The organism is Plesiocystis pacifica SIR-1 (genome assembly GCF_000170895.1).
Taxonomy (GTDB): Bacteria; Myxococcota_A; Polyangia; order Nannocystales; family Nannocystaceae; genus Plesiocystis; species Plesiocystis pacifica.
In genome coordinates, this window is sequence record NZ_ABCS01000015.1 from 131087 (window position 1) to 147560 (window position 16474).

The following is a 16474-nucleotide window of genomic DNA, read 5'->3' on the forward strand; positions in this document are numbered from 1 at the left end:
ACCTACTCCTCGGACAACCCGCCACGCGTCTGGGGCTCGGCATGAATCGTCAGGTGCTGCCGAGGGACAGGGAGCTGGATCCCCGCCGCGTCCAAGGCCTCCTTGACGCCGATGAACATCGAGTTGCGCAGGTCGACGAAGTTGACCCTGGCTGACCAGACAGAGAATTGGACGTTCATCACCGACTCGCCCATGCCCGTGATCAGGAACAGGGGCTCTGGCGACGTCATGCAGATCGGGTTGTCCTCGGCGACGCGCAGCAAGATCGCCCGGAGCGCATCGAGGCTGGTCTCGAAGTCGATGCGCAGCTGCATGTCCAAGCGTCGAATTGGAAAGTGGGTCAGGTTGGTGAGCTCTGACTTGAGCAGGGTCTCGTTGGGGATACGGACCAGCAGGTTGTCGAAGGTCCGCAGCTGCGCCGACATGAGCCCGACGTTGATCACCTCACCCGTCGTGGCCCCGACGATGATCGTGTCGCCGACGACGAAGGGCTTCTCGCCCATCAGGAAGAAGCCGCTGATCAGGTTGGAGGCCGAAGTCTGGGAGGCGAAGCCGAGGGCGACGGTCACGATGCCCGCCGCGCCGAGCAGCACGCTCGTGTCCAGCCCGGCGTGGCGCATGGCGGAGATCAGCGCGACGATGAAGATGCCGTACTGGACGACGCGGCGGCTGATCATCTCCTGCTGTGCGCTCGCGCGGCCGCTCAGCGCGCGCGTGACGAGCCCCGCGCAGACGCGAGCGAGGACCCACCCGCCGAGCGCGATCAGCAGGGCGACGAGGATCTCGAGGCGGCCCTCCACCCCCAGCCACTCTCCGACGGCCTCGGGCACGCTTGGGTTTGCTCCGAACAGGAAACGAGATGCGATCAATGTCATGACTCTAGCCCTCAGCCCACCAACGCCACGAGCGCGCGACGAAAGACCCCCGAGCTACCTCGCCGGGCCTCGCGGACTCGCTCGACCGAGCCCGCCTCTTCCGGCGGCGCGGTCTCGACTTCGCAGTCGACGACCTCGGTCCCCACGTTCGCGCGCAGGCCTTCGGTCCAGTGCCGTCCGTCCGCGGCGAGGAACAGGCCGAGCCGGCCGATCGGGACGAGGAGTCGGGTGAAGTGCAGCGTTTGGGCCGAGGAGTTGATCAGCCGGACCCGAGTGAGCGCGCGCGCAGGACCCCAGTCGATCGCTTCCAAGTCCATGCGCGCGCGGGTCTGGGCCGCGTAGCAGAGCTCTCCCTCTCGCGTCGACGGGCCAAACCATGTGTCGGACGGCCGCACGCAAGGCAGCTCGAGGAGCGGGCGAGGTGGATCCCCGGCGGTCAACTCGAGCCACAGGGGGCTGCCAAAATAAAACACGGCCTCGTCGCCCGCGAACAGGGCGAAGGGTTGCTCCGGGCGTATCACGATGGGGCGATCCGCGAGCGCAGGTCGAGCGCAGAGGCTGGCGTTGGTTGATCCCGCCGCGAACCGCACCTGCTCAGCGTCACCTGGTGCGGGCTCGCCCCCCAGCTCGAAGCCGCCATGATTGCCAGGAGCGTCGCGGCCGCGTGCATGAGCGAGGTGCCACTCCTTCGGCTTGCGCTCGACCCAGAGCGTGAGCGGTCCACACTCGATGCGCCCGCGGCCTTGCGGAGGAAGCTCAAAGTGCCCCCAGGGGCTCGACCGTGAGGCGGAGGCAGGGTGGAAGGCCGTCATCTCAGTGGCTTCTAGCAGACATTCCTCGCTCTGGCGGCTCGGGTTGGTCGTCGCGGCTGGATTTCGAGATCCGGCGGAGTACGCGCGAGAGTTTTTTTGAGCCCCGCTGTCGGGAGCGCCGGATCTTTCGGCATTACCCTATATCGGTCGTCGACCGATGTCCCGCGAGCCCCGTCCATGCACCGACCCGATCGAAGCGATCGAAGCTGCGATTCGTTCGCTCAGCGACGCCGACTGGCATCGCTTGCGGCAGGCGAGCCGAATTCTGGCGGCGAAGGTCCCCGGGTTGGAAGCCGAGAGCCTGCTGTTCGGAGCCCTCGAGCGCACGCTGGACGGGCGCCGGACCTGGAGCCCTGGCAAGGTCGACTTCGTCGGCTATGTCATTGGCATCATGCGCAGCTTGGCGAGCCACGAGCTCACGCGCCGAGGCATCAACACGGTGTGCTTGACCTCCAGCGTACAGCTCCTCGGGCGCGGCGACCCCGAGGGCGCTGTCTCAGCCAAGCAACAGATCCAGTCACTCCGCGACCATTTCTGCAGCCGGCAGGACGCGCTCGCCCTCGCGGTGCTCGACGGCATGGAGCTCGGCTGCGATGGCCCCACCTTGCGGGCGCAGCTTGGCCTGGGTCCGCGGGATCTCGAGACCGTCGTGCGCCGCATCCGGCGGGCTGCGATCAAAGTCTTGCCGTCTCGATGAAGACGCATGCACTCGAGCGAGGGCTGATCGCGTGAGCGAGCGTGATGGCCTCCTCGACGCGCTGGTTTCGAACCTCCAGGACGCCAGCGACTCGGACATCCTCGCCCAGGCCAGGGAGCTCGGGGAGGGCGACTCGGACGCGGCGAACGCGCTCCGGGAGCGCTTCCTCGAGCGCGTGCGGCTGGCCCGAGAGGCGCCGGGGAGGTCGAGCCCGCAGGACCGAACCCTCGACGCGAGCGGGGAGAGCGAGCTGGATGAGGAGGAGCAGGCCGCCGCTCGGATCGGCCGCTACCCGCTGCTGCGTCGCATCGGCGCCGGGGGCATGGGGGTCGTCTACGCGGCCTACGACGAGCTGCTCGACCGTCGAGTCGCGGTCAAGGTCCTCCATGTCCACGTTTGGGATAGCGACGGCCGTCGGCGCGAGCGGCTCCTGCGAGAGGCGCAGGCCATGGCGCGGGTCTCTCACCCCAACGTCGTCGCCGTGCACGAGGTCGGGACCGCGGGGGACCAGCTCTTCGTCGCCATGGAGTTCGTCGAGGGTCAAACCCTTCAAGAGTGGCTGCGATCCGACGCTCGCTCGTGGCGGGAGATCGCCGCGATGTTTGGCCAGGTCGCCGACGGCCTGGCCGCGATCCACGAGGCGGGCCTGGTCCATCGCGACGTCAAGCCGGCGAACGTGCTGGTCGGCAAGGATGGTCGCGCCCGGGTCCTGGACCTCGGCCTCGCGGGCGTCGACGCCACCGAGGATGGGCGCAAAGCCCAGCCCTTCTCGTCCTCCTCGGCCAACACGATCGACGGCTCCTTGACGCGCACGGGAGAGTGCCTGGGTACGCCGGCTTACATGTCCCGCGAGCAGATCCTCGGGCTCCCGCTGACCCCCGCCTCCGACATCTTTTCGCTGTGCGTCGCGCTCTACGAGGCCCTGTACGAGACGCACCCGTTCATCGAAGACCGGGGCAACCTCGTGAACCTCCAGTCGCGGATCCTCGACGGCGCCATCCACCCAGCGCCCGCGTCCTCTTCGGTCCCGACCTGGCTGCACGGCCTCGTCCTCCGCGGGCTGGCGTCGGACCCCGCCCAGCGGCCCCAGTCGATGACGAAGCTCGCCGAGGAGCTGCGCAAGGACCCCAGCCGGACCCGCCGGCGGTGGCTGGGCTCCCTGGGCCTCGCCCTCGTCGCGGGCCTGGGCGGGGTGGCGCTGACCCTCGTCCAGGTCGACGGCGGCGCCCCGACCTGCGACACGGCGCGAGAGCGCATCGAGGCGATCTGGAACCCGGGCGAGGCCCAGCGGCTGCGCGCGGCCATGGCCGAGAGCGGCCACTCCTACGCGGGCCCCCTGGCGTCGCGCACGGTCGACTCCCTCGACGACTACGCCCAGCGATGGGTCGCCGCGCGCGATCGAGCCTGCGAAGACCACGCGCAGGGGGTCCACTCGGCGGCGCTCCTCGACGCGCGCGTGGCCTGCCTGGACCGGCGCCGTCAGGCGCTCGCGGAGACCGTCGCGCTGCTGGGCTCGGGGGACGACGCTGTGGTCGCGCGGGCGGGCCTCGTGACCGCGCACCTGCCCCGAATCGAGACCTGCGACGACCTCGGGGTGCTCGAGGGAGAGCCCCGCCCGACAGAGCCTGCGCTCGCAAAAGCCGTCGCTGAGCTCGAGGCCCGCCTGGTTCGAGCGCAGGCGCGGGCCGTCGCCGGGCAGGGTCAGGAGTCCCTGGCGCTCGTCCGCGAGGCCGTCCGTGACGCCGAGTCGCTCTCGCACCCGCCGACCCTCGCTCGGGCGCTGCTCGTGGAGGCCGAGATTGCGCTGGAGATGCCCGGCTCGGACAGCGACGTCGACGAGCTGCTGGGGCGCGGGCTGAAGCTCGCCATCGAGGCGAAGCGTGACCGCGCGGCGGCCGAGGCGATGATTCGCCGCCTGCACGTCCGAGCCCTCGACGGTCACACGGACGCCGCGCTCGATGACATCGCGATCGCAGAGGCCATGCTCAACCGTGCCGGCGGGGATCTCGAGCTTCGGGCCCTGTTGTTCAACAACGCGGGAACGATCCGCCTCGCGGCCGGGCAGCGCCGGGCGGCCGAGGACGACTTCGAGCGCGCGCTGGAGCTCAAGCGACAAGCGCTCGGCGACGAGCACCTCGAGATCGCGGTCGGGCTGGCGAACCTGAGCATGCTCTCCGACGTGCCCGCCGAGCGCCGAGCGCTGCAAGAGCAGATGCTCGACATCTACGAGGACCGGCTGGGCCCCGAGCATCCACGAACCCTGGACGCGCGCCTGCTGACGGCCCTATTCACCGAGGAGCCCGCCCGCGCGAGCGCCGAGCTCGCCGCGCTGTGTCCCTTGGTCGCGGCCGCCGACGAGACGCGCCTGACCGTGGACTGCGAGCGCGCCCTCGGACAGCTGGCCTACTTTCGCGGGGATCTCGAGCAAGCCGAGCGCTCCTTTGCCAAGCTCCAGAGCGCCGCTCCGCCGGCCTCCTCCGTGCTGCCCCTCGCCGACGCGTACGCGGCGCTGAGCGATGTCGACGGTGATCACGTCCCGAAGCAAGCGTACGCGGAGCTGTCGGCGACCGTAGCGAGGATCGACGGCGAGTCTGGGCGCGAGCCTTGGTGGACCCGACTCGAGCAAGCCGAGCGCCGCGCCGTGCTCGCTGCCCTGCTCAGGACCTGGCCCGAGCTCGAGGCCGACCGAGCGCTCGAGCGACGACTCGTCGAGCTCGAGCGAGCCCTCGCGGAGCTCGAGTCCCTGCGCAGCGACGCTCAGCCCATTGAGTACGAGCGACTGCTCGCCTATACCCGCGTCGAGCTGGCGCTCGCGCTGCTCGAGGCGGGGACCAACGCGCCCCGAGCTCAGGCGATGGTCGACTTGGCGAGGGCCTTCTTCCAACGCTGGCCCCAGGCCTACGAGGCACGGCTAGCCCAACTCCAACAGACTCAGGCGCGCATGGATGACGCGCGACGACGCTTGAAAGGAAACGAGCAATGAACACCCCCAACCTTCCCCCTACTGCCCTGAGCGCGGCCTTGTCCGCGACCTTCGCCCTCCTCGGGCTCGCCAGCCTCAGCGGCTGCGCGACCGAAGACGAGCACGGCGACGCCGATCTTCGCATGGGCTACGACCTCGACTGTCCGCGCTGGCGCTGCGGCTACAACTCCGCCGAGGTCAACGGCAAGTCCGTCCGCGAGCTTCGCCTGGACGGGCAAGCAAACGCCGACGGGGTGGCGATCGCGGGCTTCCTGCCCCCGCTGGGCGGGCTGCTCGGCTGGGAGCTCGGGGTCGAAGGCGACAGCCTCGTCGCCCGCGGCGGGCTGCTCGGGACCTCGACGCTGCGGGGCGCGCAGCTGGTCGGCTCGACGATCTTGTTCGACCTCGGCGAAGGCCTGAGCTTGCCCGTGCTCATCGCGGGCTACGAGGAGGTCGAGGCGTGGGGCGCCGGAGACCCGATCGCGGCCTACTCGCTGGTCTACCTCGACCTCGACGGCCTCGGACTCCAGCGCAGCGTATGCCAGGGCACCCTCACCGATCCGCTCCTGGCCTCCGTGGTGGTCCTCGCCGGCGAGCGCTACGACGAGGACACCAAGACCGTCGTCCCGGACCAAGACGGCTGGATCACCCTCGGGTGCGCGGGCTCGGCGAGCGCCAAGCTCGCTCTGCTCGGCTACGGCCCCCACGGGGACGTCGACGGGGAAGGGACCTCTGCCACCGTCGCCCAGCGCCAGGCGACGCTCAAGATGATCACCGCGGACTACTGCGGCACGGGCGAGGCGCACACCGTCGACGGCGTCCCCCTCGAGTGGGAGAACCGGGCGGGAACGGTCGTCCCGGCGACGCTCCCACCTGCCGGCTCCCTGGAGGCGATCTGGACCGAGGCCGGAGCGCTGTGCCTCGACGAGCCCCGCCTCGGCGACGACGTCGTGCTCGGCTGTGAGCTGCCCAGCTGCGGAGACCTGACGCTGGACGACGGGGAGTGGGCGACCTACGCCGTGCTCGACTGACGCGCCTCGGCCGCTCAAGGCGAGTCCATCGTCGTGACTCGAAAGCCCCCCGACCGAGTAAAGTCGACGCGATACGCGAGGCCAGCCTCGACGAGTAGTTCCCCAGCCTGCTCCCAGCTCCCCTCCCCATCGCGCAGCGCGACGCGGTAGCGGCCTGGGGCCAGGCGGAGCTGCGCTCGGGGGTCGAGGGTGAGCCGCCGTTCACCGATCGCCACGCGCAGCCAGTGGAATTCGCCGCTCGTGAAGGTCACGGTCGAGGGGAGCGCCGAGGCCTCGGGCTGAGGGCTTCGGATCCCCTTTGCCTTGCGACGAGCGCGGACTTTGGAGGGGGTCGGGGCTTTGTGCGCGCTGACCTGCGTGTCGCTCGTCTCCCGTGCGGTGGAGGGCGGTCGCGGGGTCGAGCCTTCGGTGCTCGACTGCGTGAGGGCCGGCGGCGCAAGCTCGTTCGTGTTGGCCTCCTCGACGGCGAGGGGTTCACCGCAGCGCTCCCCCTTCGTGTGTGTGGAGAACATCGTCGAGGCGGGGGAGGGGTCCGGGCTCGGGGGCACCTCGCCGAACCAGAGCACGACACCGAGGACGCCCGAGGCCAGGCCCAAGAGGCCGAGCGCGACGGGTTCGAGCGCGCGGCTCGGCGACACGTCCCGAGGCAGCGGGGCCTCCACCGCCTCGGCGCTCTCGCCCTGCGGCGGCTGCCCCGACTGCGCATCGATCGCGCGGGCCGCTTCGGGGACGGGGAAGCCGCATCGCTCCGTTTGGGCGCCGCGGGTTGCGAGGTCGGCGTGGCTCATGGCGAGGACCCCCCGACGCGCGCCGCTCGAGTAGGTCGTCGTGCGGCCTTCGATGCTCAGCCCCGAGCGGGGCCCCTCGAGGCCGGCCAGGGCGAGCACGCGGCGGCCCAGCTCGCTGCGTTGGGTCGAGTAGCCCGACCACCGCCGAAGCATCGCGAGCGCCTGCTCTGCGGACTGCAGTCGGTCCTCGACCTCGGGAGCGAGGAGCGCGTCGACGAGCCCACACAGCGCCGCGGGCAGCCCCTCGCGCTCGAGGGTCGGCGTGAGCCCGGCGCTGACGTAGTAGTACAGCTCGTTCGTCGGGATGTCCGCGCGAAAGGCTTCGCCCGAGAGCATCTCATGGAGCACGGCTCCGACCGCGAACAGGTCCGAGGCCGGTGACCGCGCGCCTCCGGTGAGCTGCTCCGGAGGCATATAGCGGAGCTTGCCGCGGACGTGGTTTCCCGTGGTCTCTTCGCTGCACAGGCGCGCGATCCCAAAGTCGGTCAGCTTCACCTCCCCGCTGACGGAGGTCAGGATGTTCTGCGGTGAGATGTCCCGGTGAAGTACGGCCTCGCGCTGCCCGTCTTCGCATAGGCCATGCGCGTAGCTCAGCGCGTGCAAGACTTCGCCGATGACATAGGCCGCCAAGTTCGGATCAATGGCCTCCCCCGCTCGGCGGCTGACCCGGAGAACTGTGGCGAGATCGAGCCCGTCGACCCACTCCATGGCGAGGTAAGCGCGCTGCCCCTCCATCCCCACGTCGAACATCTGCACGATGTTCGAGTGGGTGAGCATCATGGACAGTCGAGCCTCGCTCTCGAACAAGCGCCGGGCCTCCACGCTGTGTGCGAGCTTCGAGCTCATGACCTTGATGGCGACGACCTTGGACGCCCCGTCAAAGGGGGTCTGGCGTCGGGCCATCCAGACCTCGCCCATGCCGCCGTTGCCGAGGCGATCCAGGAGCAGGTAGGGCCCCAAGCGCTCGAAGGGCTCGAGCTCCGGCAGCGCGGGAGGGGGCGGTGGGGGGCGTCGCTCGACCATGACTACGACCCCGCGAGGGAGCACTCCCCAAGGCAGACAGACGTTGCGCAGCCGAGCAAGGGCTCGAGCTCGACCGGCGACAGCTCGACCTGCCCCAGGCCACACGCGAGGACGCAGCCGAGCAACTCGCTGCCCGTTGCGAGGCAAGCGAACGTGCACCCGCAGGTGGGGTGGTCGGCGCAGGCCTGGGCCAGGTCACAGCAAGACTGCTCCAGGCAGGCGTCGCAAGCTGGCTGCCCGGTCAGCTCACCGAGCTCGCAGGTCCCTCCGGGGAGCCCCGAGGAGGCGTCACTCTCCGTCTCGTCTTCGCCTTCGCCTTCGCCTTCGCCTTCGCCTTCGTATTCGTCTTCATCTTCGGAGCCGCTCTGGGTTTCGTCCATCTCGCCGATGAGCCCTCCCTCATGTTCGGGGTTCGGCGTGGTGCACCCGAGGGTGAGGCCGATGACGAGGCCAAGCAGTGAAGGCGAGCTCCGGTGTCCGTGGCTTTCAGTCATGACCGTCTTCTCCGTTCACGTGGGCCCGACGTCGCTCGTCGATGGCCAAGAGAATCGCGCTCGTCAGTAGGGTCGTCGCGCCAGCGGCCGCGAGCGCGACTCCGCCTGCTTGGGTTTGGTGGAGGTTCGCGCACGCGTTCGGGCCGCTCGGGCTGCCGCCGCCCACGCAGCGCCCATCCAAAACGAGGAGGCTCGCGCTGGCGCCCCCCAGGCCGGCTCCCGTCACGACGCCCGCGATCTCGAGCCAGCGCGGGAGGATGGCCTTGGTGCGATCTTCGCCCCGGGTCGGACCCGCGGGCATGGACGCCGGGGGGAGCTCGAGCGTGCCAGCGGCGAGGCTGGGAGGGGGCGGTTCGACGGAGGCCCCGGTCGAGCGCTCGAGCAGCTCTCCGCTGCTGTCGACCTCGAGCCACTCTCGACGGGGCCGCGTCCCCTCTTCGATCCACAGCACGTGCTCGCCGACACTCAGCGGAACCCCGTCGCCGGCGACCCGCTCGAGTTTGACGGCCCGGCCATCGACGAAGACGGCGCAGGGTCCAGAGCAGTGGACTCGCAGGCGCGTCCACGCGCCCAGGTCTTCGGCTCGTCGCTCGCGCAACAGCTGGCTGAGCCGCGGCCCGATGGTCTCCTCATCGAACTCGCCCCGTGACCCCGAGAGCTCCGCGATGGTTAGCAAGCGATCCATGATGGTCGCGGCGCGGAGCTCCTCTCCTCGAAGTAGAGCGACCCGAGCCAACGCGAGCTCGCCGAGGAGCTGCAGCCGTTGCCCCTCCTGGTCTGAGGACAGCCTGGGGGAGTGGTCGAGGAGGGCGCGCAGGGCGACCTCGAGTTGAATCGCCCCGCGCTCGGGCTCCGTATTGGTTGCGAACGTGGCCGCCTGTACGGCCGCCAACGAGCGCTCGTAGGAGACGAGAGGGCGCGGCGCTTGGGGGACCTCGGGCACCGCGGCGAGCGTCCTCAGACGCCGCGCGTCCTCAGCCTCGCTCGAGGCCAGCGACAGCGTCAAGCCGAGGAGCACGGACCCGAGCCCGCTCATCGCCGCCCCACGTGCGCGCCCTCGATACCATCGTCGGACCCTTGGCCTAGCGCCTCCCCGAGCAAGATACCGAAGGTCGCGACCGCGGCCGCGAACGCGACGACGACCGCCACCCGCTCGAGCAGCAACCGCCGACGAAGCGCTCGCGTGCGCCGCTGTCGGGCCGCCTCCCGCAGCTCCTCGAGCTCGGCCGCGTCTTCGCGGCGCTTGTCGAGCTCGCGCCGAGCCGCTTCACGCAGCTCGCGTTCTCGGCTCGCGTCGCGGAGCATTCCGGTCGACTCGGTCAGCGTCAGCCCGCGGGCGAGTACGATATCTCGTGTGTCGAATGTATCCAGCATGGTCTTGTTCCCGTCCGTGAGTGTGAGCGCTGGGCGCTTGCTCCCCGTCATCACCCCTGCTCCTCGCCGTGGGTCAGCCACACCGCGAGACCATCGAGCTCTCCCCCCGCCTCGAGCTCGGCGCAGGTCGGAAGTTCGCAGCCGACCTCGGTCCGCTCCACGAGCCTCGGCGTATCGAGGCACAGGGCCCCGTCGGCGTCCCAGAGGGCCTCGCGGGCGCCTGGAGGCATGAAGGGCGTGACGACGCCCGCCGCATCTTCCCAGGCCAAGGGGGTGCCGTCCTCCGTGTAGGCGTGGCCGTCTCCGCAGTAGTTCGCGGTGATCATGTTGAGCGTGGCCTGGCGCTGCTCGACGCTCGCGGCCCCCTGGCCGCCGAGCTCTCCGTGCGGGCCATAGCCGAGCAGGGCGACCTTGGCCGTTGCCGAGCCAGCGCAGGCAAGGGTGATCCACCGGTCCTCGTCGGGGAGCACGGCCTTGGTCTCGGGGTCGTAGCGCTCCCCCGCCAAGATCACCACCGCGGCTTGGAGAGGATCGACGAGGGTGCCCTTGCAAACGCTCCGCTCGAGGCTCAGCGCGCCTTCGACGTCGACGTAGGTCAGGGCGTAGGCGTCGACGGGGGGGCTCCCCTCGGCCCAGGACTCGACTTGCTCGTACCCGGAGATGGTGACAGGTAGCGCGGGCAAGCCGTCGACCTCCAGCCAGAGCACCGCCCCGACCAGCTCAGCGCCCGTGAGCGGCGCGCCGTTGGGGCTCGTGAACGCGGCCAGCGCGTCGCCCACGACGCCCAGCTCGGCCGGGAGCAGGTTCAGGCCGAGGAGCCCCGCCGGGACGGTCACACCCACCACGGCGACGCCGTCGGCGTTGGGCAAGCCATCGAGGTTCAGCTCCTGCATGGACTTGCCGTTGACGTCGGCGGTGTTGTAGCCGCACTGCCAACGGGGACAGTCTTGGGCGTAGTCGTAGTTTCGAAACCCGTCAGCGGCCAGGCCCTGGTTGGAGCCGTGGGGGTCGGGGTCGCAGCCGGGGGCTCCAGCCATGAGACACAGGCAGGTCATCAGCGTGGCCCATTGGTTTTGGATGTTCATCGTTCAGTTCTCCTGGAGTAGCGGCGTCTGGAGGCAGTGGGCCTCGATGCGCCAGGACAGATCGTCGGCGGTAAGCTCGGCGTGGTCGCTCGCGCGAGCGGAGAGCCGGGCTAAATGTCGTGGAGTTCAATCAGAGCTAGCGCGTAGGTGTTCGGCCAGCGCATGAAGTAGGTCGTCGCGGTGTCGCGGAGGGCCTTGGCTCGCTCTACGTCCGCATCGGAGCGGAGCGCGAGGGCGCGCGCGAGGGCGGAGCGAGTGAGCGCCAGCAAGCGCTCGTGGTCCATGGGCTGGGCGATGTCCCGAATACGCTGGAGGTCAGCGAGCGCGGCCTCGAGCTCGGCCTCGGCGCGCTCGAGGTCCCCTGCCTTCAAGGACTTCGTCCCATCCAATAGCAGCAGCTCTGCGCGCTGGTTCAGGGCCCACCATGCCTGGGAGGAGGCGGCGAGGATCCGCGCTCGTGCGTCCTCGTCGACCCCCAGCCGGTCAGCGTCGCCAGGGGCTCCAACGACGACGAGGTAGGCGCGGGCGAGTTCGCGGCGAGAGTCTTCGGCCGGGAGGCCTTCCAAGGCCGCCTCGAAGGCGAGCCGGGCGGAGCCGTCGGCTCGCCGAGCGAAGTCTCGCCTCCCCTTCTCGAAGTTGCACTCTCCCGCGCTGACGCGCGCGCCGAGGGCCTCGAGGCGAGGGCACAGCTCGGCCAGCAGGTCGGCCGAGCGCGCCGGATCTTCGACCAACACCGCGGCAAACACCTCGGCGTCGATGGACTGGGGGTGCTCGGGGCCGAGGTGATGGTGGTGGATGGCCACGAGCCGCGCGTGAAGCTGTTCCCGCGCGTCCGGGTCTTCGGTGAGCAGCGAGAGGTTGGCCAGCGTCGGGGCGAGCTCGAGGTGTGTGGTGCCAAGCAACTCGCTCTTGAGCTCGAGCGAGGCCTGGAGGGCGGTCCGCGCCTCCGCGCGTCGGCCTCCAGCCAGGTGCACGGCCCCCAGGTTGTTGAGGAGCAGCGCCTCGACCTCGGGGCTACCGCCAGCCTGATCGATCCACGCGTCAGCGAGCTCGGCGTCCTCCATGACCACTTCGCTCGCGCCGCTGCGGAGCCCGCGGAGGTACATCTGACGGCTCACGGCCTCAGCCGCCAGGAGCGGATAGGGCCCGCGCGTACTGAGCACGCGCGCGCGCGAGAGCAGGCGGGCGGTCGCCTCCCGATCGAGGCTCACGGCCATGCGCACGCGGGCCTCGCACAGCAGCGCGCGGGCGAGGCTCTCGTCGAGCCCCATGGACTCGGCGACCTCGGCCACGCTCGCGCTGCGTTCGAGCGCGTCGTCGATGCGCCCGGCTCGAGCCAGGAGCTCAGCGTGATCGAGCTGAGCCTCCAGGTCACGAGCGACGGCGCGCGCGTGGGTGTCCAAGGGGGCCGCCGCGAGCAGGGTATCGGGAATGTAGGCGCGGACACTCGGCGAGGTCAGGTCGTCGCACGCGTCGAGGCGGGGGAGCTCGGCGACGATCTCTCCGGCATGGTCGACGACCTCACGGTCGGCGGCGGTGAGCAGCTCCACGGCCCCCGCGAAGGCCTGACGTCGACGGTCGAGGCAGGCCATCCGCGCGTCGAGCAGCTGCTCGGAGTGGCGGCCCTGCGCGTGGTCGAGACACACCTGGCGGTGCGCCTTCGCCCAGGCGCCAGCGTAGCCGTCCAGCGCTCGGATGATGCGCTCGCCCAGGGGCTCGGCGTAGCTCAAGCCCGTCGAGTCGACGGCGTCACGGACGGCGAGCGACTGCTCGGGGCCCCAGGTCGCGGAGATGATCGCCTCGCTCCCCTCGCAGGCTCGCTCGCCCGCGTCGAGGCCACCGGCCGCGAACACACCCGCGACCACGGCGAGACCCAGGGCCGTGGCTCCGCCCACGGCCCGGAGCACGCGCCGTCGGACGCGGGTTGGGTCCTCACCGAGGATGTTGGCGATGTCCTCCATGGACGCCGGGCGGCGCTGCGGGTGAAGGGCGAGGCCCTGCTTGGCGAGTACGGTCAGGCGCGCGGGCACGTCGCCAGCGATGAATGGAGGCGCGATTCGTCCACTAACGACGTTGTCGCGCAGCTCCTCCAGGGTCTCGGCCATGAAGGGGTGAACCCCGTGCAGGGCTTCATAGAGCGCCACCGAAAACGAGAAGATGTCGGACGCTGGGGTCAGCCGCTCACCCGAGAATTGCTCTGGTGACATGTAGGCCGGCGTCCCGATGCGATCGCCGGTCTTGGTCAGTAGCTGATCGACCTGGCTCAAGGACGAGCTCCAGTCGCTCGCGGAGTCCTCCAGCGAGACGAACTCGCCGCCATCGACCCCGACGAGGCCCAGATCGAGGACCTTCACCCAGCCGTCATCGCCAACGATCACGTTCGAGGGCTTGATGTCTCGATGGACGAGGCCGGCCTCGTGGAGCGCCGACAGGCCTTCCGCGATCTGCCGGAACACGTCGGCGACGGCGTGCCAAGAGCGATCCTCCGTGACCAGCCATCGCTCCAGGGTCGGCCCGGAGATGAACTCCATTGCGACATAGAGCTGATCACCAGTGACTCCGACCTCGTGGACAGTCGCGAGGTTTGGGTGGCTCACCCGAGCCATGGCCTGGGCCTCCCGGAGCAGGCGCTCTCGACGGCGCCCGGTGGCGTCCCACTTGTGGCCGTGCAGCACCTTGATGGCCACGTTCCGACCCAAGCGCTCGTCGAAAGCCGCGTATACGACCCCCATCCCGCCCTGCCCGAGCAAGTCGACGATCTCGTAGTGTCCCAAGCGCGGCGGCACCAGAGTGTCGGGGGGAGTCGAGTCGATCTCGGCGTCGACGTCCGTCTCGCGCACATCGACGGTCTTGACGCGAAGCTTCGCCGCTGCGACCCGGGCGAGACACTCTGCGCGCAGCCGCTCGGCTTCAGCCGCCGGATCTTCGCCAGCGGCCTTGGCCCGAGCGAGCATCAGCTCGTCATTGGCCTTGGCGAAGGCAGCACTCCACGGCCACGGCTCGCGAGCACTTTCGCGCTCGTTCATCGGACCGCTCCGGCCGACGGAGAGCTCAGGTCGGGAGCAGGCGGTGTGCTACTCGTCGAATGCGTCGCACAACGGTCTGAAGCGCGTTTTGGCTCAACGAGAGCTGCTCGCGGATCATCGATCCATCGCAACCCAGCTCCATGGCGTCGAGGACTTGAAGGGCGAGGCTGTCGCCGCCTGCGCCAAAGTGCGCACGCAACATTCGAATCTGTTGCTCCGCCGACAAGGCCTCCTCGGGGTCCGTCGGGTCGGACAGTCCGATGAGCTCGACGCTCGAGGTGAACGGGACGACTTTGTTGCCTTTGCGCTCGATTTCGTGAGACGCGATGCTCCGCATCGCGCCGATCAAGTGACCGACGAAGTCGACAGCCTCGGGGCGCCACTGCCGTCGACCGTCGATGGTTCGCTCCAATGCCTCGAACAACAAGGCTTCCCCGTCCATTGTGGGTGTCTTTAGCGAGATAATTTGTCCGACACGCCGCAAGCGATACCAGTCGGCGTCGCTCAACGCGACGACTGCACTCTCGATCTCGGGCACTGGTTAACATCTTCGCTATTCCTGGAGATTTTGCAACGGTCTTCATTGGTTAATGCCGGCCACACGGATGACTTGGACATCTCGGAGCAATAAGTTATCGGTGTCCCAAACCGGGCCGAACCGGCCTGGCGGCTGATGTTTCCCCCTGGATACTTCGCAAGTTCAACGCCGCAGAAGATGCGTGGGCGCATGCCCGGGACAATGACCCCCCATTTCACGCTATTTCAGTTGTAAGGCGAACCAATTCATGGCCGTTGGATCAGGATGGCAGGTGCTCCGGTCGACGCCGCGAGGTCCAGTGAGTGTGTCAATTTTTCTGATACTCGGTGTCCAAACTCGGCCATGAACCGGCATCAATAATTGACGCTGGTTTTTGCTGACACCACCACGGTGTCTCGGTGAGTCGACGTTTGTTCTCTCGACTCGAGGCTCTCGCGCGACCCCAGGTCGCCGAATTGGGTTGGTCATCGAAGCGCTGTCTCCCTGAGTCAGAGCGCGGTCGATCGTCACCTCATTGGAATCGCCTGCTCCTCACACCACACGAATCGAACCGCCCAATGACACCCCCCTTCCGTCCTCGTTCGACCTCCTGTTTTTCTCTTTCCACGGCGCCATCGTCCCGCCAGTGCCCGCCGCTCTCTCGACGGAAATTCGCCACGGGGTTGCTTGGTGCTTGCGCGAGTACTGCCTGCCTCGAGCCTGACCTCGCCTTCGAGTCTGAGGATTTTCGCAACGCATGGACGGCTCCAATCTCCGTGCACAAAGCGGCGATCGGACAAGGCCTGATCGGATACCCCGAGCACTGCTCTATCTCTCCCGACTTGGCGTGGCTCGTGGCCCCCGGGGAGCAGATTAGAATCTGGCGGAACGAAGGTGAATACGCCGTCTACACAGTCGCATCCGTCAACTTGGCTGACCCGCCTGGTTCGGTTCGCATGGCACGCGCCGGCCGCGAACGGCTTGGAACCTCGAACACCTTCGATGGGGTACTCGACACCCTCGTGGTGCTGACCGCTGTCGACGAAGAGCAGGAGCAAGAGGCGTGCATGAACAGCGAGTTCGTCGAGTGCCTCCGGGGGTCGTTTCAAAACGAGCAGCTCATTTGTCTCGCACCCCACGGCGGTGCGATCGAGTTTGAGACCGACACCGAGGCCGAGATGCTCGCCGATCTCTTGGAGGTAGGGAGTTGGTCATGCAAAGGCTGGCGCAGCGGAGGAGGCGCTTTCGCGCGCTGGCACCTCACCAGCACAGACATCAACCCTGCCAGCTTCCAGGGCCTCGGGTCGCTGCTCGGGACAGCATACGCCCGCGCGGTGGCGTTCCACGGCATGGCAAGCCCGGGTGTGCTCGTGGGTGGCGGCGCGGCCTTCGACGAGCGCAACCTGGTCGGGGAGTATCTCGCACAGAGCCTCGCTGGCACTGGGGTTCAAGTGACGGTCGCTACCGAGGGAGATGCGCTCGCAGGAGCGTCGCCAGCCAACCTCGTCAACTGGATGTGTGCGGGGAACGGAATCCAGATTGAGCAAGGTCCGCAGGTTCGCTACGAGTACGCAGAGCTGGTGGTTCAAGCGCTCGCTGCGAGCCTGGAGGAGTTGTCGGGCTGAGCCTGTGGCAGGCCCGCCCGTGGTCTCACCAAACTCCTGGACCCCTTGGGCTGGACCTCCCTGCCCCACATCCACGACTCAGAGGGTCGGCCAAAACGAGTTTGCCCGACCCTCTGCCTATTTTAGCCGTCGTGGACGACGCCACGCCCTCCCTGCCCCACGTCC

13 protein-coding genes are annotated in these 16474 nt (G+C 68.9%); 4 read left to right on the top strand and 9 right to left on the bottom strand.

Annotation, left to right across the window (positions count from 1 at the left end):
* Positions 1-2 precede the first annotated feature (2 nt).
* Together PPSIR1_RS10295 and PPSIR1_RS42370 are read right to left on the bottom strand one after the other, a co-directional pair.
* Positions 3-830 (bottom strand): mechanosensitive ion channel family protein, encoded by an 828-nt coding sequence (locus tag PPSIR1_RS10295; RefSeq protein WP_006970978.1) that lies wholly within the window; start codon positions 828-830, stop codon positions 3-5.
* A gap of 56 nt (positions 831-886) precedes the next feature.
* Positions 887-1396 carry a hypothetical protein gene (locus tag PPSIR1_RS42370; protein ID WP_006970979.1) on the bottom strand — a complete coding sequence of 170 codons (510 nt, stop codon included), beginning with the start codon at positions 1394-1396 and terminating at the stop codon, positions 887-889.
* A gap of 448 nt (positions 1397-1844) precedes the next feature.
* Between PPSIR1_RS42370 and PPSIR1_RS10305 the strand changes: the two genes are divergently transcribed.
* From PPSIR1_RS10305 to PPSIR1_RS10315, 3 genes are read left to right on the top strand one after another with little or no spacing between them, the layout of a single operon-like run.
* Positions 1845-2384, top strand: coding sequence for a hypothetical protein (locus PPSIR1_RS10305; protein ID WP_006970980.1), 540 nt, complete (start codon positions 1845-1847; stop codon positions 2382-2384).
* Between the two features lie 31 nt (positions 2385-2415).
* A complete protein-coding gene (locus PPSIR1_RS10310; protein WP_006970981.1) occupies positions 2416-5367 on the top strand; it encodes a serine/threonine-protein kinase in 2952 nt (983 codons plus the stop codon).
* A complete protein-coding gene (locus tag PPSIR1_RS10315; protein WP_045115753.1) occupies positions 5364-6377 on the top strand; it encodes an ADYC domain-containing protein in 1014 nt (337 codons plus the stop codon). The genes PPSIR1_RS10310 and PPSIR1_RS10315 overlap by 4 nt, the downstream gene beginning before the upstream one ends.
* Positions 6378-6391: 14 nt before the next feature.
* Here PPSIR1_RS10315 and PPSIR1_RS42375 read toward each other — a convergent pair whose 3' ends face one another.
* The 7 genes from PPSIR1_RS42375 to PPSIR1_RS10350 form a co-directional block, all read right to left on the bottom strand.
* Positions 6392-8188: a serine/threonine-protein kinase gene (locus PPSIR1_RS42375; protein ID WP_053335345.1), complete on the bottom strand. Its 1797-nt coding sequence runs from the start codon at positions 8186-8188 to the stop codon at positions 6392-6394.
* A 2-nt stretch (positions 8189-8190) separates the two neighbouring features.
* A complete protein-coding gene (locus tag PPSIR1_RS10325) occupies positions 8191-8568 on the bottom strand; it encodes a hypothetical protein (RefSeq protein WP_157595398.1) in 378 nt (125 codons plus the stop codon).
* Positions 8569-8674: 106 nt separating this feature from the next.
* Positions 8675-9574 carry a hypothetical protein gene (locus PPSIR1_RS10330; protein ID WP_157595399.1) on the bottom strand — a complete coding sequence of 300 codons (900 nt, stop codon included), beginning with the start codon at positions 9572-9574 and terminating at the stop codon, positions 8675-8677.
* A gap of 140 nt (positions 9575-9714) precedes the next feature.
* Positions 9715-10056, bottom strand: a complete 342-nt coding sequence (locus tag PPSIR1_RS10335) for a hypothetical protein (protein ID WP_198154487.1) — start codon at positions 10054-10056, stop codon at positions 9715-9717.
* A gap of 50 nt (positions 10057-10106) precedes the next feature.
* A complete protein-coding gene (locus PPSIR1_RS10340; protein WP_006970987.1) occupies positions 10107-11141 on the bottom strand; it encodes an ADYC domain-containing protein in 1035 nt (344 codons plus the stop codon).
* Between the two features lie 110 nt (positions 11142-11251).
* A complete protein-coding gene (locus tag PPSIR1_RS10345) occupies positions 11252-14167 on the bottom strand; it encodes a serine/threonine-protein kinase (RefSeq protein WP_086001196.1) in 2916 nt (971 codons plus the stop codon).
* Between the two features lie 25 nt (positions 14168-14192).
* Entirely contained in the window at positions 14193-14705 is a 513-nt protein-coding gene (locus PPSIR1_RS10350; RefSeq protein ID WP_157595400.1) for a hypothetical protein, read from the bottom strand.
* A 755-nt stretch (positions 14706-15460) separates the two neighbouring features.
* Here PPSIR1_RS10350 and PPSIR1_RS45875 point away from each other — a divergent pair.
* On the top strand, positions 15461-16309 hold the full coding sequence (locus PPSIR1_RS45875) for a poly-gamma-glutamate hydrolase family protein (RefSeq protein ID WP_157595401.1): 849 nt from the start codon (positions 15461-15463) through the stop codon (positions 16307-16309).
* The last annotated feature ends 165 nt before the right edge of the window (positions 16310-16474 follow it).